The following is a 21881-nucleotide window of genomic DNA, read 5'->3' on the forward strand; positions in this document are numbered from 1 at the left end:
TGCCCTCTGGCACCGGTTGCCGCGCGCCCGAGGGCATCGCTCGCCTCGTCCGGCGCCAGGTGCACATGGACCGGTGCCGTCTCGCCGACGGCCCCGCATGGCCGAGCGGCATTTTTTCGCGAAGGGCTACGACCGTTCTCGGCTGCATCCCCGTGGGGTTACACGGCGTCCAGATAAGACGCTCACCGTTGGCCCCTATGCTGCGCTCGGCCAGCAGAAGGGTCGGGTGCAGTGAGGTACGGGGCCGCAACCGATGCGGATCAGGCATCGCCGACGTTGACGTTCACCTTGCCGTCTCCCCCGCACTCCGGGCACTCGGCGCCCTCGATGCGGCCGCTGCCGCCGCAACGCGGGCACACGCCTTCGGCTGTTTGTGGCGTGCAGGGAGGCGCTTCGTCGCGGCCATGGCCGGGTGACGAAGCAGGTGATGAGGAGGGCGTTGCGGGCATGGGCGGTCCTGGTATGGATGCGATCGGAGTCGCGGCACCTGCGTCGCGGGCAACCGTGGTGCCTGCAGCGGCGCTGGCACGCGCGCAGGCATCCGGTTCGCCCCGAGGCCCGAATGACTCGCAGACCTCGCCGGAGCCCCGCTTGACAGTTGCCGATGTCCGCCGCACTACGGCAAACGGGCTGAGCTTTCATGTGCGTGTTGACGGCCCGGAGAGCGGTCCGCTCGTGGTCTTGCTGCACGGCTTTCCCGAGACGGGTGAGGCCTGGCGTCGACTCGCGGCGGCGCTGAGTGCTGAAGGCTGGCGTGTGGTTGTGCCCGACCAGCGTGGCTATGGGTTGAGCGACAAGCCCAAAGGGCTGCGCGCCTACGCTCTGGACACGCTTGCTGATGACGTGCTCGCGCTTTGCACGGCCTTCGGCCACGCGCGATTCGCTGTCGTCGGACATGACTGGGGTGGTGTAGTGGCCTGGCACTTGGCCGCGCGCGACCCGCGACGGGTGCAAGGCGTCTGCATCCTGAACGCACCGCACCCGGCGAGCCTCGGCGGCTTCACCCTTGCGCATCCGACGCAACTCTTGCGTAGCACCCACGTCGGCTTCTTCCAGATTCCCGGCGTGCCCGAGTGGCTGCTCGCCGCACGCGACCATGCGCTGCTGCAGCGCGCATTGACCGGGAGCAGCCGCCCCGGGACCTTCGATGAAGCGTTGCTCGCCGCTTACGGCCGGGCCTGGGCCGAGGACGGCGCACTGACCGGAATGCTGAACTGGTATCGCGCGCTCGTGCTGGCACGGCCGATTGCCGGGACGATCGAGGTGCCGGTGCAGGTGATCTGGGGCGACCGTGACCGTGCGCTTGAAGCGGGCCTCGCAGAGGCCGCGTTGCGTTTCTGCAGACAAGGCATGTGTCTGCATCTGCCGCAAGCCAGTCACTGGGTGCACCACGAAGAGCCTGAGCGCGTCGGAGCTTGCGCCACTGAATTCCTGCACAGCGTTGCGCCGCCGACGTTTCGAGACAAGCGCACAGGGCCCTCCCCTGGGATCAAAGCATAGAGTCAGGGCGATCCGGACACAGAGGCCGAACTCATCAAACGGCGTGTCTTGATCGCCGAATCATCCTGTCGACCGCCAGCAGATGAAAGTCTCGCCGCGGCGCACAACTTGCACGTGGTCAGGGCGACCGGTCAGCGCGTTCTGGAGGTCGAGGTCGCAGGCACACAGTTTGCCGATGTTTCCGTGCAAGGGAAGCATCACCATGACCGATTCGATCCTGACGAAAGCCCATCAAGCAGCGCTCGCGGCTCAGCTCGATGCGCGCGAGTCCGAACTCCGCGCCCAGGTTCGCGCGGTCGCGAACGAAACCGCGGAAACGCCGACGCACGACCCGCACGTTCAGGTTGGCGACATCGGCGAGCAGGGCGAGGAACGGATCCGCGGTGCGATGCGCCACGCCGAGCAGGAACGCGACATCGACGAGCTGCGCCAGATCGCGCAGGCGCGGGGGCGCATGCGCGAGGGCAGTTATGGGCTGTGCATCGACTGCGGCACGGCCATCCCATTCGCTCGGCTGGAGGCGCTCCCGTTCAGCGCGCGTTGCGTGCCGTGCCAGCGGGTGTTTGAAGAGGCGCATCCGTTCGGCATTCGCATTGCGATAGCACCGTGAAGCACGCCTTGCGCAGCATTTTCTCAACTCAGAAAGAGACTCTCGTGGCACATCGACTCAAGCCCCTCGCAGAACAGGTCATTGTCATCACCGGCGCGTCCAGCGGCATCGGCCTGTGTACGGCGCGAATGGCTGCCAGGCGCGGCGCATCTGTCGTGCTGGCCGCGCGCAGCAAGGAAGTGCTGGAGGAAGTCGTTCACGAACTCTCCGTGAGCGGCGCGAAGGCGCTGGCTTGCGGCGCCGACGTGGCCGACCGCCGGCAGGTGGAGGAGGTCGCGGCGCGTGCCATCGCTGAATTCGGTCGCATCGACACCTGGGTCAACGATGCGGGCGTCTCGATCTATGCGCGGCTGGACGAAGTCAGTGAAGCAGACGGCCGCAGGCTTTTCGACACCAATTTCTGGGGCGTCTTCAACGGCTCGCTGGCTGCACTGCCGCACCTGAAGCGGCAGGGCGGCTCCCTCATCAACGTCGGCAGCGAGGTCTCGGATGCGGTTGTTCCGCTGCAGGGCATCTACTCGGCGTCGAAGCACGCGGTGAAGGGCTTCACGGATGCGCTTCGCGTGGAGATCGAGATCATCGACAAGGCGCCGGTTTCTATCACGCTGATCCAGCCCACCGCGGTTGACACGCCTTATCCGGGCAACGCGCGGAACTACATGGATCAGGAACCCAAGCTGCCGGATCCGATGATCGAGCCTGAGAAGGTGGCCGAGGCAATCTTGGCAGCCGCGGTCGAGGGCGGACGTGACGTCAAGGTCGGGGCGATGTCGATCCTGAACACAGCCATCGCGAAGATCGCGCCGTCCCTGGGGGACAAGATGTCGGCCAAGCAGGCGGACCGGCAGCAGAAGCCGGAGGCACCACACAACCCCGAAGGGGCGCTGTACAACGCCAGTGGCTCCGGGCAAGTGCGCGGTGAAGGGAAAACGGGTTGAACGCAACGCGAGCCGCGGCGTGGTCGTGATGGCGCCGGGCCAGCCCAACTGCACTGCCTCGGTCCCGCTCGGCGGTCGATGAATTGCAGTCCCATGAGCGCAATCTGTGCAGCCACCGCCTGTCGGGAAAGGCCGTCCACGGCCTCGTCCGGGTCAACACCAGCATCGCGCCGCGCGACGCGCAAGACTTCGCGCCGCGTGCAAGCGGCCTGCCATGCCGCCGTGGTTGTTGCGACTGCTGCAGGCGCAACAAGCCGCTCGTGAATGCTGCACTTCATCGGGGATCAGCCAAGGTCATGTGATGCTTCGTTCGACTCGTTCGTCTTCCTGCATGCGGCGCGCAGGAGCAACCCCATGCTCTTCAGGCCGTGCCCGTTTCGACAACGAATGGATGATGTATTCCTCAGCAACACAAAAAAAACCCGGCGGCTCGCGCCCCCGGGTAAGGCCGAAAGGCCCCCACCTTCGATATCAATGCTGCTCAGTCTCGGGTTGTCGCCCAAACCACAGATCACGCATGCCTACGCGAGTCGCCAGCAATTCAGTCTGTACTTCGGTCACTGCCGCCCTGTCTGACCGTTCACAAAGCGGCGAGGAGGTGCCAGGCCGCAGATCGCGCTGCTGCACTTGACGATCAGAGAACGTGACCTCCGTCACTGCGAAAAGCACCGGAAGGGCATGCAGCGTCCCTTCGACAGGTGCACATGCAAGCGCGTCACGCACTTCCGTTAAACGCTGAAACTCGCGGCCGCGATCCTCGTATCGGCGTCGGTCGCAGGGTGCATAAGTCATCGTGGGCTCGCAATCGGTGGACATGGCTGAGTGGCAAATGGGGTGCCCACTCGTGTCGAAATGATCAAACGCACCTGCGCGTCGGAGGAGCGCTGGAGCGAACCTGTCAGGGATCTTCTCCGTGGTGCTGCGTGCTCCTCTGGGTCACAGCGCGAGGTGGGTTGTAATCGGTTCGGTTCGGTTCGGTTCGGTTCGGTTCGGTGCGGTGCGGGAGACGTCAAGCGGGGACGCTTGGCCGGCATGCGCACAGGTCGCTATGGCAACTGAACAGATCGATCGCGCGGATGCCTGGATCCGACGTTCGGTCTTTGGGCTTTGAAGAATGAGTCGTCTGGGTCCCACTGGAGTGCAACGCCGCGGGCACGTTGACTCTGCGCATGCAAGCGCCACAAACGCGCCGGCGGGTTTTTTGCTGAGGAATTTGCGGCAAGCCTTGCAAACGTGCCGCATGGTGGCCGCTGCGGTGCGCTCGGACGCCGGTGGGCTCTCTTGATGTCAGTGCAGACAGTCCGGACGCACCTCGCCGCTGCTGCAAGGTCGCAACCAGGACTGGCAGCAGCAAGTCTCGCAGGCGAGGCGCGCCGGCAAGCACCTTCCGTCACAGCGCCCCCGGGCAACGATTGCGACCCAGGGGTGGCACGCACCTACGCTCGGCTCGCTCCGCCCTATGACCTGCTGTTCGGTCAGGTGCCGGAGCCGGGGCGGCGCCGCATGCCCGAGATGGTTCGGCAACTCGCGCCGGCGAGCCTGCTGGAGGTCGGTGTGGGCACCGGCCTTGCGCTTGGCGATTTCCCGTACAACGCATGCATCGTCGGTATCGATTTGTCGGCTGACATGCTCGCGCGGGCGAGCGAGCGCGCGGCGCTACTCGCAGATCACCGCAGCACCCTCGAGCAGATGAACGCCGAGCGCATGCGCTTCCCCGACGCCAGTTTCGACTGGGTCACCGTGCCCTATGTGCTTTCGGTCACGCCGCGGCCGGCGGAACTCCTTCGCGAGACTCGGCGAGTGCGCAAGCGCGGGGGGACGATCATGGTGCTGGATCATTTCTATGGCAGTCCGGCGTGGTGGCTGCTCGAGCGGGCGGTCCGCTCGGCGGCAGCGCATGCAGGGTTCCGGTCCGACTTCCGTTACGAAGAGCAGATCCTCGCGTACGACTGGCAGGTCGAGTGGCTGGAGCCCGGGAACCTGTGCGGCCTGCCGAGGCCGGTGGTACTGCGCAATCGCCCATGAGTCGGCTTTGCCCCTCTACAGGCTGACAAACCGGGCGTCGGCCGTGCGCGGGTGCGCCTTCGCGCAGCGGCGCTCCTGATTGTCGAGTCCAGCAGCCTGGATCGCCGCTGGATGGCCGCTTGCGGCGTTCACCCTTGCGGAGGCCCCGGGCGTCGGCACCCTGATTGCCACAGCGGGGGCATGACCGCGATCCACCATCTCAACTGTGTTTCGTCCTGCCCTCTGGGTGGCCGGTTGATGGACGGCCGCAGCCGCTCCATTGCGCAGCGCGGAAGCCTGTGCTGTCACTGCCTGCTTCTCGAGACCGACAACGGTCTGGTGTTGATCGACACCGGGTTCGGGCTGCGCGACGTTCGCGACCCGCGCAGTCGACTCAGCGGACTCTTCCTGCGCCTGCTGGCGCCCGATTTCCGCGAAGAGATGACGGCCGTGCGCCAGATCGAGCGAATGGGCTTTCGTGCGCAGGACGTGCGGCACATTGTGCTCACGCATCTGGATTTCGACCACGCGGGTGGGCTTGACGACTTCCCCGCAGCGCAAATCCATTTGATGCGGCGCGAGCGCGATGCGGCCGAGGCCCAGCGCACCTGGCTGGACCGCCAGCGCTTCCGGCCGCAGCAGTGGTCCAGCCGTGCGCGTTGGCACGTGTACAGCCCCTACACAGGCGGCGAACCATGGTTCGGCTTCGAATGTGTGCGCGACTTGCGCGGGCTACCTCCGGAGGTTCTGCTGGTGCCGTTGGCTGGCCACACCTTCGGCCATGCCGGCGTGGCTGTATGCGGTCCTCAGGGCTGGCTGCTGCTGGCTGGCGACGCGTACTTCTACCACCGTGAAATGGACGCCGACGCACCCTGGTGCACCCCGGGCCTGCGCGTCTATCAAAGGCTGATGGAAAAGGACCGACGCGCGCGTCTGCGCAACCAACAGCGCCTGCGCAGCCTCAAGGAACGCCTTGGCGATGAGATCTGCCTGCTGAGCGCTCACGATCCGCTCGAATTCGAAAGGGCCGCAGGCCGTCCGGCCGGGGCGTTGGCACCGTCCCGAGCGGGATCCATCGCGGAGGCGCTCTGAGGCCCGCGACAAAGGAGCATTGCCTCGGCTCAGACGACCCGCCGCTGCGCAGGTTCCATCGGGCCCTGAAGGTACTGGCCAGAAGCGTGGCCCAGAACGATGAGTGCAGCGACGTAAATGTCGGACTCGGTTTGAATGTCCGTACAGCCGGTGCAAGCGTTACCTGCAACGCCCATGCCCATGACTTGGCTTCGGGGGCGTCGCCGATTGGCAACCGGTCTCGCCTTTGCTAAAAGAGCCGCACGCCACCACGAAAGATCCAGGTGCCGCTCCTCGGTTCTCCATTGGAATCGTTGTTTTTTGATGCCCTGGCGTCGGGCCGCATGGTCGCGCAAACGACCTCCTTTTTCTCCGGCTCTGGCGGCCACAGCGCCCTGCAGCCGGCGGGCGCGCAAGCCGAGCGCATCCACGAATTGTGGCAATTGACGCTCTGGATTTGCATGGGCGTCTTCGCGGCCATCCTGGTGGTGCTGCTGATCGCGTTGATGCGTGCGCCCCGCAGCGCGACGGACTCGGCGCCGTTGTCGGCGCACGCGATGGGCGCCGAGCGCCCCGCGCGGCGCTGGGCCACCTGTGCCACCCTCGGTTCCGCGGGCTTGCTGATGGTGCTGCTCGGCATCGACATCTGGACCGACAGGGCGCTCTCTCGCCTTCCCACTGCCGATGCAGTGCGCATCGAGATGACGGCCCAGCAGTGGTGGTGGGAGGCGCGCTACCTCGACGCGCAGGGCCGGCCTGAATTTTCGGTCTCCAGCGAACTGCACGTGCCGGTGGGCCGTCCTGTGATCGTCACGCTGAAGAGCGCTGACGTGATCCACACCTTCTGGGTTCCCAGCCTGCACGGCAAGAAGGACATGCTGCCCGGGCGCAGCACGCAACTGCTGCTGCGTGCCGACAAGGCGGGCACGTACCGCGGCGAATGCGCGGAATTCTGTGGACTGCAGCATGCGCTCATGGCCTTCAGCGTGACCGCCGAATCGCCGGCGACCTACGCCCAGTGGCGCGCGGGTCAGAAGTTGCCGGCGGCCGAACCATCGGAGCATGATTCGATGCGCGGCCGGTGGCTGTTCCTCTCGTCCAACTGTGCGCAGTGCCACACCGTGCGCGGCACCGAAGCCAGGGGCACCCTGGGGCCCGATCTCACGCACGTAGGAAGCCGGTCGCTGCTCGCAGCCGGGACGGTCGTCAACAAGCCGGCTCTGCTCTCCGCTTGGATCGTGGATCCCCAATCCCTCAAGGCAGGGGCCACCATGCCGCCGAGCAAGCTGCCGCCGGACGATGTCCGCGCGCTGGTCGCCTACCTTGGAAGCCTGCGATGAGCGCCGCCGGCCCGCCGCTTCTCGACGGCCCTCACGCCGATGCGCAGGTGCTTGAGGCCTTGCGCGCCACATGGAGCGATCCACCGGGATGGTGCGGGCGCCTGCGCGCGATCGATCACAAGACCATTGCGCGCCGCTTCATCGTCGCGACCTTCGTGTTCTTTCTCCTGGGCGGCGTGCTCGCGCTGGCCATGCGGCTGCAGCTCGCGGCTCCCGGGCTGCGGTTGCTGAGCCCAGGGCTATACAACCAGCTGTTCACCATGCACGGCACCACCATGATGTTTCTCTTCGCCGTACCGGTGATGCAGGCCGTGGCGATGTACCTGGTCCCGTTGATGATCGGCGCGCGCAGCGTGGCGTTTCCTCGCATGAATGCCTTCGCCTTCTGGGTGTTCCTGATGGGGGGCTCCTTTCTGTATGCGGGTTTCGCGCTCGGGTCGGGCCCGGATACCGGCTGGTTCAGTTACGTGCCGCTCGCATCGGCCGACTATGCCCCGGGCAAGGGCGTGGACATCTGGGCGCAGATGATCACCTTCACGGAGCTGTCCGCGTTGCTGGTGGCCATCGTGCTCATCACCACGATCTTCAAGATGCGCGCGCCAGGCATGACGCTCGGGCGGATGCCGCTGTTCGTGTGGGCGACGCTGGTCACGCAGTTCATGGTGCTGTTTGCCATGCCATCGGTCATGCTGGGAAGCACGGCGCTGATCCTCGACCGCCTGGTGGGCACGCATTTCTACAACCCGGCGCGCGGCGGTGACGTGCTGCTTTGGCAGCACCTGTTCTGGTTCTTTGGGCATCCCGAGGTCTATCTGATCTTCATTCCGCCCTTGGGATTCATCTCCACCATCGTCTCGACCTTCGCGCGGCGCCCGGTGTTCGGCTACCGCGCCATGGTGCTGGCACTCGTCGCCACCGCGTTCCTCGCGTTCGGCCTCTGGGTGCACCACATGTTTGCCACCAACCTGCCGGAGGTGGGGAAGGCCTTTTTCACTGCCGCGAGCTTGGCGATCGCAGTGCCGTCGGCTGTGCAGATCTTCTGCTGGATTGCTACGCTGTGGAATGGACGGCTCGACTTCAAGGCACCGCTGTACTTCGTGCTGGCGTTCTTCGTCATTCTGATCGCGGGCGGCATGACCGGTCTGATGCTGGCCTCGGTCTCGCTCGACCTGCAGGTGCACGACACCTATTTCGTGGTGGCGCACCTGCACTACGTGCTGCTCGGCGGTGCGGTGTTTCCTCTGTTCGGCGCCATCTACTACTGGTTCCCCAAATTCACCGGCCGCATGCTGAGCGAGACGCTCGCACACTGGCATTTCTGGCTGTTCTTCGTCGGTTTCAACGTAACCTTCTTCCCGATGCACCTGCTGGGTCTGCACGGCATGCCCAGGCGCGTGTGGACCTATTCGCCGGGGCTCGGCTGGGATGGAATGAACATGACGGCGACGCTGGGTGCATTCACGATTGCGGCGAGCATGGCGGTGTTTCTCGTGAACGTCGCCATGAGCCTGCGTCGCGGGCAATGCGCGCCGAATGATCCATGGGGCGCGGGCACGCTGGAATGGCGCACGCCCTCTCCGCCCCCGCCGCACAACTTCGACGCTCTTCCGGTCGTCCACGGCCGCGACCCGCTGTGGATGGCCCCGAGGCCACCCTTGCACGTCGCGGGCCTCGCGGCCGATGCCAGGGAGGTGCTGGTAACGAGCGCACTCGCCGCGCAGCCTGAGAGCCGCCCGCTGTTTCCGAAGCCCAGCATCTGGCCATTCCTAGGCGCGCTGGCCACCACGGTGCTCTTCATCGGTTCGGTGTACACGCCGTGGGCCGTCGCTTGGGGTGCGTTGCCGCTCACCGTCGCGCTGATCGGCTGGTTCTGGCCCGGTCGCCAGGAGACGGAGCAGGCGCTGGCGTTGGAGAACCCGCCATGACGACCACTGGCGAACGCCAATTCGACGCGCTGGACGTGCGCGGGCTGACGAGCTATGCCTTCGGCCAGCGCAGCTTGATGTGGTGGGGCACCATGGGCTTGATGCTGATCGAGGGCACGGTCTTCGCGATCGGCGTGATGATGTACTTCTACCTGCGCGGCGTCGCATCGGTCTGGCCGCTCGATGCGGCACCTCCTGCGCTGCGTTGGGGCACGCTCAACACCGCCATCCTCCTGCTAAGTCTTTGGCCCAACCAGATGGCAAAGCGTGCCGCGGAGCAGAGGGACCGCGTCCGCACCCGCCTCTGGCTGACCGCGTGCGTGCTCTTCGCGGTCGCCTTTCTGGGCGTGCGTGCACTTGAATTCACGGCGCTCAATGTCAGCTGGCATGTCAACGCCTATGGCTCGGTGGTATGGCTGCTGCTTGGACTGCACACCACGCACCTCCTCACGGACACCATCGATACGGCGGTCTTGGCGACGCTGCTTTTTACCGGACCCTTCGAGGGCAAGCGCTTTGTCGATGTGAGCGAGAACGCGCTGTACTGGTATTTCGTGGTGGCAAGCTGGCTGCCCATCTACGCAGTCCTCTATCTGGCGCCGCGGGCGTGAGCGACGATCATGCAGACGCCTGTCTTCGTCCTGCGGCGTCGGCTCCTTCATGGGGCGACGCGCCGCGTTGCGTACGCGGTGCGGCTGACCATGTCGGGGGCCGCGCTGACGCTGTCCGGCATCGCGTGTGCGCACGTGATCGATCCCTCCGCCTCGCCCGCCGCCTGGCTGCAGTGGAGCTTGGACCCCTTTGTGCTCTGTGTCCTCGCGATCGGCCTGGTGCTCTACGCGCTCGGCTACCGTCAACTTCGGTCTCGCTCGCATGCCAGGTCGCGCGTACAGCGCGAGCGGCAGGGCATGGCCTTCGCGGGAGGCTGGGTCCTGCTGCTGATTGCGCTTGTCTCCCCGCTGGACGGGCTCGGTGCGGCACTGTTCTCGGCGCACATGGTTCAGCACGAGCTGCTGATGATCGTGGCGGCGCCACTGCTCGTGCTGGGGCGACCGCTCGGCATCTGGGTTTGGGCGCTGCCGTCTAGCTGGCGAAAAAGTGTCGGCGGCGTCGTGCGCTGGCCACCCCTGAGGGCCGTCTGGAAAGGCGCCACCGCCCCCGCGGGTGCGTGGCTGTTGCATGCGGCGGCGCTCTGGCTGTGGCACATACCGGTGCTCTTCCAGTCCGCACTGCTGCACCCGTGGGTGCACACCTTGCAGCACACGAGTTTCTTGGGCAGTGCATTGCTCTTCTGGTGGACCATTTTCCGGCACCCGGGCGGGGCGGCAATGTTGTCGTTGTTCACCACCATGGTTCACACCGGCGCCCTGGGCGCACTGCTCACACTGGCGCCCGGGCTCTGGTACCCGCTCTATGTCGAGTCTTCGGCGGCACTCGGCTTCGACGCGCTGCAGGACCAGCAGATGGGTGGCTTGGTGATGTGGGTTCCCGGCGGCATCGCCTATCTGGCAAGCGCGCTGGTCATCGCGGCGCGCTGGCTCGACGATCGCCGTTCGGCCGCTGCCTTGTCCGCGCCCGAGGCGCCATGAAGACGCTTCGTACCCGTACCTGGATGGCAGCGCTTGCAAGCTGCCTCCTTGTCATGGCGGCAAGGGCACAGCCCAGTGCCGTGCCGGTCGTCGGCTCGCTCGCGCGCGGCGAATACCTGGCGCGCATTGGCGGGTGCGCCAACTGCCACACCATGCCGCGCGACGGCATCCCGTTTGCTGGCGGACGGCCGATGTCCACCCCGCTCGGGGCCATCGTCAGCACGAACATCACGCCTGACCCGGTGCACGGCATCGGACGCTACAGCTTCGACGAATTCAGGCGCGTCATGCACGAGGGTACGGCGCCAGGCCAGAAGCACCTCTACCCGGCCATGCCCTACGGCGCCTATACGAAGGCCGCCGACGAGGACCTTCGGGCACTGTTCGACTACCTGATGCGCGGCGTCTCGCCGTCCGACTACACCCCGCCCCCGACCCGTCTGCCTTTTCCCTTCAATCAGCGTTGGGCGCTGCCCATCTGGAAGGCCGCGTTCCTGCCGTCGGGCCGCTACGTCGCGAAGGCCGACAGGGACGCCGAATGGAATCGCGGCGCATACCTGGTGCAGTCTTTCGGCCATTGCGGCGCATGCCATACGCCGCGCGGCTTAGCCTACCAAGAGCGCGGCCACGACGAGTCGTCCCGAAGCTTTTTGACCGGCATGGTCAACGACAACTGGTACGCGACGAACCTCACGGGAACACAGGGGGCAGGGCTTGGGCGCCTGGATGCCGAATCGATTGCGCGCTTCCTCCGCACAGGCCATGCCGAAGGCAACGTCGCCTTCGGCTCGATGGCGGAGGAGGTGGCGCAAAGCACCCAGTACCTTACGGAGGCCGACGCGTGGGCGGTCGCGAAGTACCTGAAGACCCTGCCGGCGCAACGCAATGAAGGAGTCTACGCCCCCGAACGGGCGGAGGCGCCAGGACCGCGAAAGGGCGGTCGCACCGGTGACGTGGAGTCGGTCGGCACCCGCGTCTACCGGTCTTTCTGCTCGCAGTGCCACCGTTCCGATGGCAAGGGCCTTGAGGACACGTTTCCGCGCCTGGCCGGAAATGCCTCGGTCTTGAGCGACGACGCCACCTCACTGATCCGCCTCGTCGTGCAGGGCGGAACCGGCCCACGAACAGCGAACGGCCCGGAGCCTCAGCAGATGCCCGGTTTCAATGCCACTCTGACCGATGTTCAGATAGCGCAGGTGCTCACCTATGTACGCCAGTCGTGGGGCAACGCGGCCCGGCCAGTCACCACCAATGACGTCACCGAGCTCAAGCGCAAGCTCAACTGAAGACCGGCCCCTCCAGGGCGGCGGAACTGACGTGATCTTGGGTCGCGTCATGCCAGTGAGGTCGTGCTTGTAGCACGCGCCGGCCTGCACGTAGCACTGTCTCGAACGCAGCTGCCGCGGACGACCCTCCACGCTGTGGCCCATGAGCGGCTGCGATCCGGCCCTGCGAAATCCGCGTGCCTACGGCACCAGACGGCAGTGCCGGGCGCTTCCTTACCCCGCCTGAGAGGCGCCTGTCACCGGCGGCCAACGGTCAGCAGGCCATCGAGCCTGGCCTGCGCCGAAGCGCCTGGAAGAGGGGAGAGAAGTGGGGGCGGCGGCAACACATAGAGGACACGTCAGCCTTTGCTGACCTACACAGGACGTTCAAACTCACGCGGAGAATGAATGGACATGGCAACTTCGATCCCATGGCGTTACAGATCTACCTTATTGAGGATGACGTCCGGCTTCGGGCTTCCATCGTTGACGCCATCAGCTCGATTTGCGGTGCTGTTGTCATCGGAACGGCGGAGACAGAAGATCAAGCCGTCGCATGGCTCAACGCCCACCACGGCTTCTGGCGTCTGGCAGTGCTGGACCTCTTCCTCAAACCCGGCACCGGTTTCGGTGTTCTTCAGCGACTCATTCCTCGGGACGCCACCGAACAGGTCATCGTTCTCACGAACTCTGCGACGCTAGAAAACCGCAATCGTTGTCTGGCGCTAGGTGCCCTCGCGGTGTACGACAAGACGGTGCAGTTGGGAGATTTCTTGGACCATTGTGTGCGCCATCACCAGCAGACGCCGATTTGAGAGAACAGCCAGAGACACGGCTCGGTCGTGGCAAAGAGATAGCGTGTCCACCCAGCCCAGCCCAGCCCAGCCCAGCCAACTCGGCCAGCTCGGCCAGCTCGGCCAGCTCGGCCAGCTCGGCCAGCTCGGCCAGCTCGGACCGGGCTCACTTTGCGTACGCGCCTGAGACGGCTCAGATTATTGAGCAAGGGGACATCAAGCCCGCTCAATTGGAAAGTCTTTGACGACCTTGTAGCGTTTGATGTAGACGCTTGGACCGTCAGCGAAGATGGCGCTATCTGTTCGTTTGAGAAGATTGCGCTCGAGAGGCAGCTTCGCGTTTCACTTTTCCGCAATCCGTCGAAACGCCAGGGCCCGTCTCAATGAGCGGGAGAAGTGCAGCGACAGGGGCTGTGAGAGCCAGGGCAATCGCGCCTCCTGCGCGCGCGAGTAGGGGCCCCTTTTCAATTTGAAATTCGGGGTTCTTGAATGTGCCTGTGAAGCGCACGGGCGTACGAAGGGACAAGATGGCGGGCCTTTTAGGCTTGGGCTCGACCAGAACGTCAAAGCGTTCACTGGCGAGTTCGAACGAACCCGCGCCGACGATCTGAGTGTCTTCAGTGTCCACAACCATCAGGGTGGAGCGTCCTTGCCCCTTGGCTATATTGAACATGACACCGCCGCAATTGACGGCGATCGTCTTGTCGCCTGATAGCAAAAGCTGGACCACCTTGCCGCCGTTCAGGCCGCTCACCGCGTCGGCCAAGTTGGAAATTCGCCCCTCGGCCACGGCGAGCTGCAGATTCCCATCTGCCTTGGCCGCTGCATCTGCGATGGAGTTGCCACGGCCTTGAAGCCTGAGAGCACCCTCGATCTGACCAGCGCCTTGGGCGATCTTTTCCTGCTTCGGCAAAAGCTTGGAGATCTGGATCTGTTTGAAAGCCACCTGCACGTCAGTGTTGATGGTGGGTTGGCGGGCGTCTAGCCTGACGCGTGAGGCAATCGTGCCACCTGCAAAGCCAAAGTCAAGTCGGGACAGGTCAAGCACTGCATCCTTCAGCCGAAGAGATGCACTGAGGCTCTCAAGCGGCAAGGCATCGGGCACTTCGAGCCGGGCAGCATCAAGAGTGACTTCGGCATCGATCTTTCCCAGGCGGCTGCCATCAAACTTGCCTGCCGGAAGGACGTGGTTCGGATCGGCGGCTTGATCCGCTGCCTTGGCGGATTCACGGCGGTTCGTCGACGCCTGAGAGGCTGCGGGCTTGCCGCCCGAGTCCTTGGTCTGCACGCCGACGAGCGGACCGAGGTCCGCGAGCTTGAGCAGCTTGCTGTGAAGTTCAGCTGTGAGAAGCGGCCGAGGTTCCCGCTCGATGTATGCCCCCTTGCCGTAAACGTCGGTCGCGCCGATCTTCCCCTGCAGGTCGTCGATCGAATAGCGAGTGCCTTTGAGGACCAGATGACCTCGGAGGCTGTAAGGAGGTGAAGCGGGCAGGGGGAGCAGAAGGAAGGGATACAAGTTGGCCAAGGTCTGGCCTTCAATGCGCAGTTGCGTGTCGATACCGGAGATGTCGGCTGCGTCGGCAAGGGTTCCCTCGACGCGGATCCGTGTGGTACCCGCCTTGAGCTCGCCTTTGATCGGAAAGGGCACGCCAGACTCTTGGAAGCTGAGCACCTCACCGGTCAATGCCGTGCCGGAGAAACCTGCATCGTGGTACTTGCCGGAGAACGCGTAACGCGTGGCGTAGCGGTTGTTGCTCGGCGCGGCGTCGGCGTCCTTCACCCTTTCCTGCAGAGCGGGATCGAAGGTGCTCGCGATGACTTCGAGGCTGAATGGCTCGCCATGATCGAAATACCTCAGCCGACCCCGGTCCACGGACAGGGTACTGATGCGAAGCTTGCTTGGGGAAGAGCTCTCCGATGGCTCGGCTAGCACCCAGTTCCTTCGCTCATCCTCGAGTTTCTCGAGCACCAGGTCTGGCTTGGTGAGCGCCACTCGAGGGATGAGGATCTTGTCGGGAAGGTCCCGCAGCGAGATGGAGAACTCAACCGTCTCGACACGCGCCATCGCCTCTTCTTTGGACCATTTGGCGTTGCTGAAATACACGTTCCTCATCCGCACTGTCGGCGTGAAGCCGAGGCGCACGTGCAGGTCGTCCATCTTGAACGTTCGCTGCGTCTTCTGGGAAATGTATCGCTCGACGGGCGCGCGCACCCAATTCCAGTCAAACAAGACGACCAGGATGACCAGAAAAAACACGAAAACGCCGAGCCCTGCGAACACGGGATGCCGGCGCGCGTGGTGCACAAGTGAACTCATGGTCTCGCTCTAGCGTTCAATGAAGGACCGGCATGGATCTTGGCGACCCCGGCGACCTGGCGGCGAGAGGGACCTTCTGTGAACGCTTGTAGGACTCAGCCTCCACCGCGCCACGATCCGCGACTGGCCCAACCTGCCAAGGATGTGAGGCATCGGCACGGCGGGCGAGCAGATTTGACCAGTTTCTTCAGTCGCACGCTGTCGTATTGCTGCTGACCACTCCTATGTCCGGGCCTGCGCCGTCAGCGAAGGATTGGACGCTCCATGATCGAATCCGAGCAGCCCGAGGCCGCAGTGGATTCACACACGCGCCCGGCTGAAAGACTCACGTCGGTAGCCGAGCGCTGCGTGGCGACTGAAGCTCGGCCTCTTCTTGCCGGTGGCGCCGACGGTGGCGAACGCACGGGCCGGCTGTGATGGCGACGCCGAACATTGCCAGGCATGAGTCCATCAGCAACGCATGGCGCCCTGCGGTTCGCTTGCCGGTGCAGTTAGTTGGTCTCACCATCTCGAGGCCGCGCGAGCGCGCGTTGATCGCTGTGCTGAGCACGCGGTGCCGCCGCGCAGTGCGGCGCAGGGCGCGGATGAGCGTGAAGGACGCGGGGCGTGAAGGCGTGTACCGCAGGCGTTGCGAGTCCGGAGCGCACGGCGGCGCCGATGTCGCAGCTCCGTCGACCGCGATGCGGGCCATGCCCCGCGGCGGGCAGATGACCGCGCTGCGGCGTTCGTCGAGGAAAAAGCGACTTTTGCCTACATGCTTTGCCCAGCAAGCAGCGATCGTTGTGCTGGCGACTACTTGAACCAAACAGCAACATCAACGATCCGCCATGCCGCAGCGAACAGGCTCTTGTCCAGCCCAGGGTGCACGGGCGCGACTCGGCCACGCAACGGCACCGTCCACGCAAGGGCACCGGCGCCCTTGCCGTGGCTTTCGGGGGCGTTGATGTGGTCGTCGCGCGGAGAGTCAAGGGCGGCGCTGAAGGGCCGAGTCCCGCCTCTTACCCCCTTGCGAGAAAGAGCACCATGCAGCACCTCGATACGCCGCTGTCACCGCTTGACACCTTGGGTCTGCCACGCGGGAAGGCCGTACAACGGTCCAGGAAATGCTTGAATGTGGTCTTGACCGGGGCGTCCAGCGGCATCGGAAGAGCCACTGCACTGGCATTCGCCCGCCAAGGCGCCTCACCCATCCTGGCATCGCGCGACCGGGAGCACCTGCGGGAGGTAGCGCACGCGTGCACGGAAGCAGGGGGCGCTGCCTCGATCATCCCGACAGATGTGACCGACGCCGCGGCGGTCCAGGTGCTTGCCGACGTGGCCGTCTCCCGCCTCGGGCATGTGGACGTGTGGGTCAACAACGTCGGTGTAGGCGCGATCGGTCTCTTTGATGAAACGCCGCTCGAGGCGCATCGTCGGGTGATCGAGGCGAACCTGTTGGGCCACATGCATGGCGCATACGCCATCCTGCCGCACTTCAAGTCGCGAGGCTCCGGCACCCTGATCAACATGATCTCCTTGGGCGGGTGGGTACCCGCGCCCTATGCCGCAGCCTAGACGGCGAGCAAGTTCGGCCCGCGCGGCTTTTCGGAGTCGCTGCGCGCCGAACTGTCGGCGCAGCCGCACATCCACGTGTGCGAGGTGTACCCGACCTTCGTGGACACACCGGGCATGTCGCACGGCGCCAACTACAGCGGCGCCCAGGTGCGCCCGCCGCCGCCCGTGGTGGATCCCCGCACCGTTGCAGATGCCTTGGTGTCCCTGGCCCTGCGTCCGCGCGCCAGGATCTTCATCGGCTCGCCTGCTCGGCCGGCCATTCTTGCCCACGCCCTGGCGCCCGACCTGCTGGCGCGCGGCATGAAATGGCTTACCGACAGGGCGCTGCAGCGCGCCAAGCCAGCCGAGCGCACGGACGGCAATCTCTTCGAGGCATCGCGTGGCAACGCCATCGACGGCGGTTTCCGATCCAGCGACGCACGCGCCTCTGCAGCGATGACCATCGGCATGGGCGCGGCAGCGATCGGCGCGCTCGCGCTGGCGGGCGGCTGGGCCATTCGGCAGCGCGACCGCACCTGAGTCGTTCCCCTCAACCAAGGAGTTTTCCATGTCTTCGCACAGCACGAACAAGGGCTCATTCGCCATCGTCACCGGGGCGTCTTCGGGCATAGGCCTGGAACTGGCGCGCTGTTGCGCTGCCTCGGGCTTCGACCTGCTCATCGCGGCGGACGAGCCCGAGATCGAGGCGGCCGCGCAGGAGCTGCGCAACGCCGGCGTGCAGGTCAGCGCCTTGGAGGTCGACCTGTCGACGATGGAGGGCGTCGACCGTCTATACGCCGCGGCAGGCGGGCGGCCCGTGGACGCGTTGCTGGCCAATGCGGGGCGCGGGCTGGGCCACGCCTTTCTTGATGAGGACTTCATGCAGGCCAGGCGGGTGCTCGACACCAACGTCACCGGTACCCTCTACCTGCTGCACAAGGTCGGTGGCGAGATGCGCGCCCGCAACCGTGGCCGCATCCTCATCACCGGGTCGATCGCGGGCTTCACGCCGGGTTCGTTCCAGGCGGTCTACAACGGCACGAAGGCGTTCATCGATTCGTTTTCCTTTGCCCTGCGCAACGAGCTGAAGGAATCCGCGGTCACCGTGACCTGCCTGATGCCCGGACCGACGGACACCGAGTTCTTCGAGCGTGCCGACATGCTGGACACCAAGGTGGGACAGGGCAGGAAGGCGGATCCGGCGAAGGTCGCGAAGATCGGCTTCGAGGCCATGCTCGACGGAGACGGCGACGTGGTCGCGGGCTGGAAGAACAAGTTGCAGGCGGCAGTGGCGAACATCACGCCGTCTTCGATCCTGGCGGAGCAGCACCGGAAGATGGCGGAGCCCGGGTCGGCGAAATCCTGAATCGCGTGCGCGCGCCGCGACGCCGATGCGCCACCGCGCGCAAGCGGCGCGTCTTCAATTTGCGAGTCGATCGGGGGGGGGTATCGCTTTGACACTGGCGCGGCAGCTGCTGCGATCCCCTTGGATCGTCTCGATGCCGCGCGCAAGACGCGCATGCGCTCGCGCGCAATGTCATGGCAGCGTTGCGTTCCAAGGGGTTTGGTAGTAACTTTGTACTCATTCCAGTCTATTTGGAGGTAAGTGACATGAGCAGTGCGGTGAACAGCCACGAATTGCCCGCTGCCTCAATGGCGGGTAATCCAATGAGCTTGGTCGTCGATGAAGCTTCTGAAGCTATTCGCGCCAACGCTTTTTACTTCGGGAACAAGGCGTGGGCCGAGGAATACCTCACCTACTGTCACCGAAGCGAGCAGTTCAAGGAGCGCTGGCTGGCGGCGACCGGAGACTGGACGGGCAAGGTCGTCGTCGACCTCGGCTGCGGGCCCGGCAACGTGTTTGCGACGCTCGGCGGTCGCCCCGCCAGGCTCATCGGTGTCGACGTCGCCGGCGGATCGCTCGAATTGGCAGAGGGGCTCGGCTACACGACCTTGCTTGCCGATGCGGCGAACGTTCCTCTCGACAGCGAGATGGCTGACGTTGTGGCGATCAATGCCTCTTTGCATCATTGCGAGGACATGCGCGCGGTGCTTGTCGAGGCAGCGCGGCTCGTCAAGCCAGGGGGGGTCCTGGTGACCGACCATGATCCGCAACTGTCGGCGTGGGATTTCAAGGGCGTTGCAAAACTTCTCTGGGTCGCACGTCTGTTCGTGTACCGGGTCATCGGGCACGGCTTTCACAAAACAGCGACGCAGCAGATGTGGGGCCTGAAGACCGAGATTCACCACAAGCCGGGCGACGGACTCACCGATGACTTCTACATCGACACACTTGCGCCCCTGGGCTTTTCCGTTTCGGTGTACGCGCACAACCATGAGATGGGAGCCGACGTCCTTGACGGAAAGGCAGGGCCTGCCGCGTGGAAGTACAAGATTGCAAACATGCTGTCCGGTCGCCGTCCGAGCGCCAGGACGAGCGCCCTCTCATTGATGTGCGTGGCGCGGAAAACTGATGGCGTGCTGGCCTGAGCGAGGTCCCTGGCCTCTGCGGGCACGGTGGTCGAGCCTATGCGCTCGCCGAAGGCGTACGGCCATCGCGCCGACCGTGCCAACTCGCAGCGACTGAACGCTGAGTCCCTTCTCTACCCAGCGTGCTGTCCGAGCGAGCGTCACGAGCGGTTCACCGACCGGGTCGGGCTTCCAGGGCGATGCGCAAGGCCCGGCGATAGCGATCGCGTTCTGCCACAAGCGCAGCACGCTCCGGAGCATCGGCCGCATTCACAGCCATGGCGAAGTGCGCCCACTGGAATGCAAGATAGGACGGGCGGAGCAGCGCAATCAGTGACATATTGATGTGTGCACCTTGCTGCCCCGCGCGGGCGGCCACCGTGCGGAGCTCCGCGGGCGACAGACCCCACTCGACCTCCGCTCCGACCATGTCCCAGGCGATGTCCTGGCACCCCACGAGATCGTGCGCGGCCGCGTGATCGACGGCGTCAGTCTTCAATAGAAGTGATCGGCCGGCGAGCCATTCCCACCGGTGCATCCGATTGTCGGTTTCCACGCGCACGACGTCCGCTGACGCGTGTTGGAAACTGCGCTCCAGGGCCGCACACCGCTCACCGGCGGAGACGCCGAACGCTTCCGTCGCATTGCATCGGGTCATCTCGAGCAACGACGCCATTGACGCGCCACTGTCGGCGGCAGCGGGAAAGCTGCGCGAGCGGAAGGCCAGGTAGTCGCCGATCTTCGTGAGCAGACTGGCGCGTTGCGCCCGCGGCAGCCGGGAGGGAAGCGGCCCAAGATCGTCGCGCCAGCGCTCCACGAGGAAGCCGTGGCGCAGGCCTGCCGGCGCCGGCGTAAAGCCCGCGCTTCCGAGCGCGTTCGCGCGTACGAGCGCCCGCTCGCCCATCCTGCCGAGACCGACAAACTTCACGAGCCAAGTTGCTTCGCCCGAGAACGCGAGGTATTTCAGTCGCTCTTGCCATGGATGTGCAGGCGGCGGCGGTTCGCCTTTGTCCCGCGTTTGCAATGGACGCCATCGGCCGTTTCCGATGTCCTGCAACGGCGCGACCAGCGGTCCGACCAGCGTCTCGACCCAACGGCGCAGCTGGTGCTCGGTCCGCAGTGCGGTGCCGACGCCGTCTTCGAAGCTCACATGCTGCCGTGAAACGCTGGTCCATAGCGTGCGGGCAAAGGTGCCGGCCTCCGGCCCCGGCAGGCCCGCATGGCTGGGGAAGAAATGCAGTCGGTTCGTGGCGACGCCTGCCTGCTGCAGCCAGCGTCCCGCTGCGGCCATGGACGATCCTGAAAGGCCGGGACCTTCGTCGACCACCGCGAAGCCCGCGCCTCCGTCGACGCATTGCAAGGGCGGCGCTGCGATCTCGCGATCGAAAGGGTGGCCGACAGGCCGCAAGGTCCGGGGAACCGGCGCTCCGAGCGCGACCGCCACCATCGCCGCCAGGCTGGTGCCGATGCTGCGCAGGCCGAACACCTGCCAGTGAGGTGCCATGTGCCTGCAGCGTCGCGCTGCCTCGCCGTAGAGCTCCGGATACACGGCATAGAACGCGTACCCCTCCGGGACCCGAAGGAGCAGGAGCGCGTCGGCCAGCGTGGCTTCGCAGCGCGCCAGGAGTTCGAAAGGCAGCGGGCCGCAGTTCTGGTACCCGCTGCACCACGATGCCCAGCAACAGCGCGCGAGCGCCGTGGTCAGGGCCATGGCCTCCTGCTGGCCAGCTACCGTGTCTTCGCCGGCCGCTGAGAGGCGGGCATCCGCGGCGCCCTGTGCGAGCATGCCTGCGTCTATCAGCAAGGTGACCAGCAGACTGTGCCGCGAAAGTCCGGGCGCCATGGTGCCCGCATGGCGCATGTCGTGGGACATTCGCGCGATGACTTGCGCGCCTGCTTGCTGCCTGGCGACGTCGCCGTAGACCTGCATGCTCAGGTCGTGCGCAAGTGACGGTAGGCAATCCGCTGGAAGTCGTCGAAGCTCGGAGTGGTCCACGACACTCGATGGTGAGGCCTGAAGCGCTCCAGCCATTCCTGCCAGCAGGCGAACTGGGCGGGAGAGGGCGACACGAGCGAGCGCCTGTCCTTCAGGCGCGCGAGCGCATCGAGTGGCGAGCTGCCCCGTTGCACCAACACACACAGCGCGAGCGTCGCCGATCGACCGATGCCGTGTTCGCAGTGGATCAGGACCCGACGCCCGCCGTCGAGCCATTGGCAGGCGAAGCGCACGCCGTCATCGAGTTGCCCGGGGTCGAGACCACACATGTCCTCGGTGGGCAGATGCAACAGCGAGATGCCGTGGGCCAGCAACACCTGCTCGTCGTCCCTGTCTTCCTGTCGCAGGTCGATCACCGCATCGATCCCGTGCATGGCCGCGAGCAGCGCGGCCTGGGTTGCGGGGAAACTGCCGCCGACGGCAAGTTGCTCGTCGATCCAGTCGAAGTTGGGCTGCCAGACGTCGTTCATGATCATGAAAAAGTGGGTGGACATGGGAACGTGAAATGCCTGTCGATGCGGCACGACTCA

19 protein-coding genes are annotated in these 21881 nt (G+C 65.3%); 15 read left to right on the plus strand and 4 right to left on the minus strand.

Annotated elements, in window-relative coordinates; translation table 11 throughout:
* Positions 1-260 precede the first annotated feature (260 nt).
* Positions 261-449, minus strand: a complete 189-nt coding sequence (locus tag A9977_RS10580) for a hypothetical protein (protein ID WP_183024801.1) — start codon at positions 447-449, stop codon at positions 261-263.
* Between the two features lie 142 nt (positions 450-591).
* On the opposite strand from A9977_RS10580, the gene A9977_RS10585 reads away from it, so the two are divergent.
* From A9977_RS10585 to A9977_RS10635, 11 genes are all read left to right on the plus strand, one after another.
* A complete protein-coding gene (locus tag A9977_RS10585; RefSeq protein ID WP_259651898.1) occupies positions 592-1500 on the plus strand; it encodes an alpha/beta fold hydrolase in 909 nt (302 codons plus the stop codon).
* 202 nt (positions 1501-1702) lie between these two features.
* Positions 1703-2110: a TraR/DksA C4-type zinc finger protein gene (locus A9977_RS10590; RefSeq protein ID WP_183024803.1), complete on the plus strand. Its 408-nt coding sequence runs from the start codon at positions 1703-1705 to the stop codon at positions 2108-2110.
* Between the two features lie 44 nt (positions 2111-2154).
* A complete protein-coding gene (locus A9977_RS10595; RefSeq protein ID WP_183024804.1) occupies positions 2155-3048 on the plus strand; it encodes an SDR family oxidoreductase in 894 nt (297 codons plus the stop codon).
* Positions 3049-4473: 1425 nt separating this feature from the next.
* Complete coding sequence (locus A9977_RS10600) at positions 4474-5073, plus strand: methyltransferase domain-containing protein (protein WP_183024805.1); 600 nt, start codon at positions 4474-4476, stop codon at positions 5071-5073.
* Between the two features lie 180 nt (positions 5074-5253).
* Positions 5254-6144, plus strand: coding sequence for an MBL fold metallo-hydrolase (locus A9977_RS10605; protein ID WP_183024806.1), 891 nt, complete (start codon positions 5254-5256; stop codon positions 6142-6144).
* A 263-nt stretch (positions 6145-6407) separates the two neighbouring features.
* Positions 6408-7463 (plus strand): c-type cytochrome, encoded by a 1056-nt coding sequence (locus A9977_RS10610; RefSeq protein WP_310936113.1) that lies wholly within the window; start codon positions 6408-6410, stop codon positions 7461-7463.
* Positions 7460-9388, plus strand: a complete 1929-nt coding sequence (gene ctaD, locus A9977_RS10615) for a cytochrome c oxidase subunit I (RefSeq protein WP_183024807.1) — start codon at positions 7460-7462, stop codon at positions 9386-9388. Before A9977_RS10610 ends, ctaD begins: the two co-directional genes overlap by 4 nt.
* Entirely contained in the window at positions 9385-9999 is a 615-nt protein-coding gene (locus tag A9977_RS10620) for a cytochrome c oxidase subunit 3 (protein WP_183024808.1), read from the plus strand. The genes ctaD and A9977_RS10620 overlap by 4 nt, the downstream gene beginning before the upstream one ends.
* 9 nt (positions 10000-10008) lie before the next feature.
* Entirely contained in the window at positions 10009-10977 is a 969-nt protein-coding gene (locus A9977_RS10625) for a cytochrome c oxidase assembly protein (RefSeq protein ID WP_259651899.1), read from the plus strand.
* Positions 10974-12263 (plus strand): cytochrome c, encoded by a 1290-nt coding sequence (locus A9977_RS10630; RefSeq protein ID WP_259651900.1) that lies wholly within the window; start codon positions 10974-10976, stop codon positions 12261-12263. Before A9977_RS10625 ends, A9977_RS10630 begins: the two co-directional genes overlap by 4 nt.
* Positions 12264-12673: 410 nt before the next feature.
* Positions 12674-13057: a response regulator gene (locus A9977_RS10635; RefSeq protein WP_183024809.1), complete on the plus strand. Its 384-nt coding sequence runs from the start codon at positions 12674-12676 to the stop codon at positions 13055-13057.
* Positions 13058-13331: 274 nt separating this feature from the next.
* Here A9977_RS10635 and A9977_RS10640 read toward each other — a convergent pair whose 3' ends face one another.
* The gene (locus A9977_RS10640) at positions 13332-15353 is read right to left on the minus strand and encodes an AsmA family protein (RefSeq protein ID WP_183024810.1); all 2022 of its coding nucleotides are present in this window, start codon (positions 15351-15353) and stop codon (positions 13332-13334) included.
* 1023 nt (positions 15354-16376) lie between these two features.
* Here A9977_RS10640 and A9977_RS34605 point away from each other — a divergent pair.
* From A9977_RS34605 to A9977_RS10655, 4 genes are all read left to right on the plus strand, one after another.
* Positions 16377-16907 (plus strand): SDR family NAD(P)-dependent oxidoreductase, encoded by a 531-nt coding sequence (locus tag A9977_RS34605; RefSeq protein WP_310936114.1) that lies wholly within the window; start codon positions 16377-16379, stop codon positions 16905-16907.
* An 84-nt stretch (positions 16908-16991) separates the two neighbouring features.
* On the plus strand, positions 16992-17426 hold the full coding sequence (locus tag A9977_RS34610) for a hypothetical protein (RefSeq protein WP_310936115.1): 435 nt from the start codon (positions 16992-16994) through the stop codon (positions 17424-17426).
* 28 nt (positions 17427-17454) lie between these two features.
* On the plus strand, positions 17455-18252 hold the full coding sequence (locus A9977_RS10650) for an SDR family oxidoreductase (RefSeq protein WP_183024811.1): 798 nt from the start codon (positions 17455-17457) through the stop codon (positions 18250-18252).
* 245 nt (positions 18253-18497) lie between these two features.
* Positions 18498-19376 (plus strand): class I SAM-dependent methyltransferase, encoded by an 879-nt coding sequence (locus A9977_RS10655; RefSeq protein WP_259651901.1) that lies wholly within the window; start codon positions 18498-18500, stop codon positions 19374-19376.
* 151 nt (positions 19377-19527) lie between these two features.
* On the opposite strand, the gene A9977_RS10660 is transcribed toward A9977_RS10655, so the two are convergent.
* Together A9977_RS10660 and A9977_RS10665 are read right to left on the minus strand one after the other, a co-directional pair.
* The gene (locus A9977_RS10660; protein ID WP_183024812.1) at positions 19528-21285 is read right to left on the minus strand and encodes a hypothetical protein; all 1758 of its coding nucleotides are present in this window, start codon (positions 21283-21285) and stop codon (positions 19528-19530) included.
* Between the two features lie 2 nt (positions 21286-21287).
* Entirely contained in the window at positions 21288-21845 is a 558-nt protein-coding gene (locus A9977_RS10665; RefSeq protein ID WP_259651902.1) for a dual specificity protein phosphatase family protein, read from the minus strand.
* Positions 21846-21881 lie beyond the last annotated feature (36 nt).

The sequence above is a fragment of the Variovorax sp. UMC13 genome, from assembly GCF_014170375.1.
Lineage (GTDB): Bacteria > Pseudomonadota > Gammaproteobacteria > Burkholderiales > Burkholderiaceae_C > Variovorax.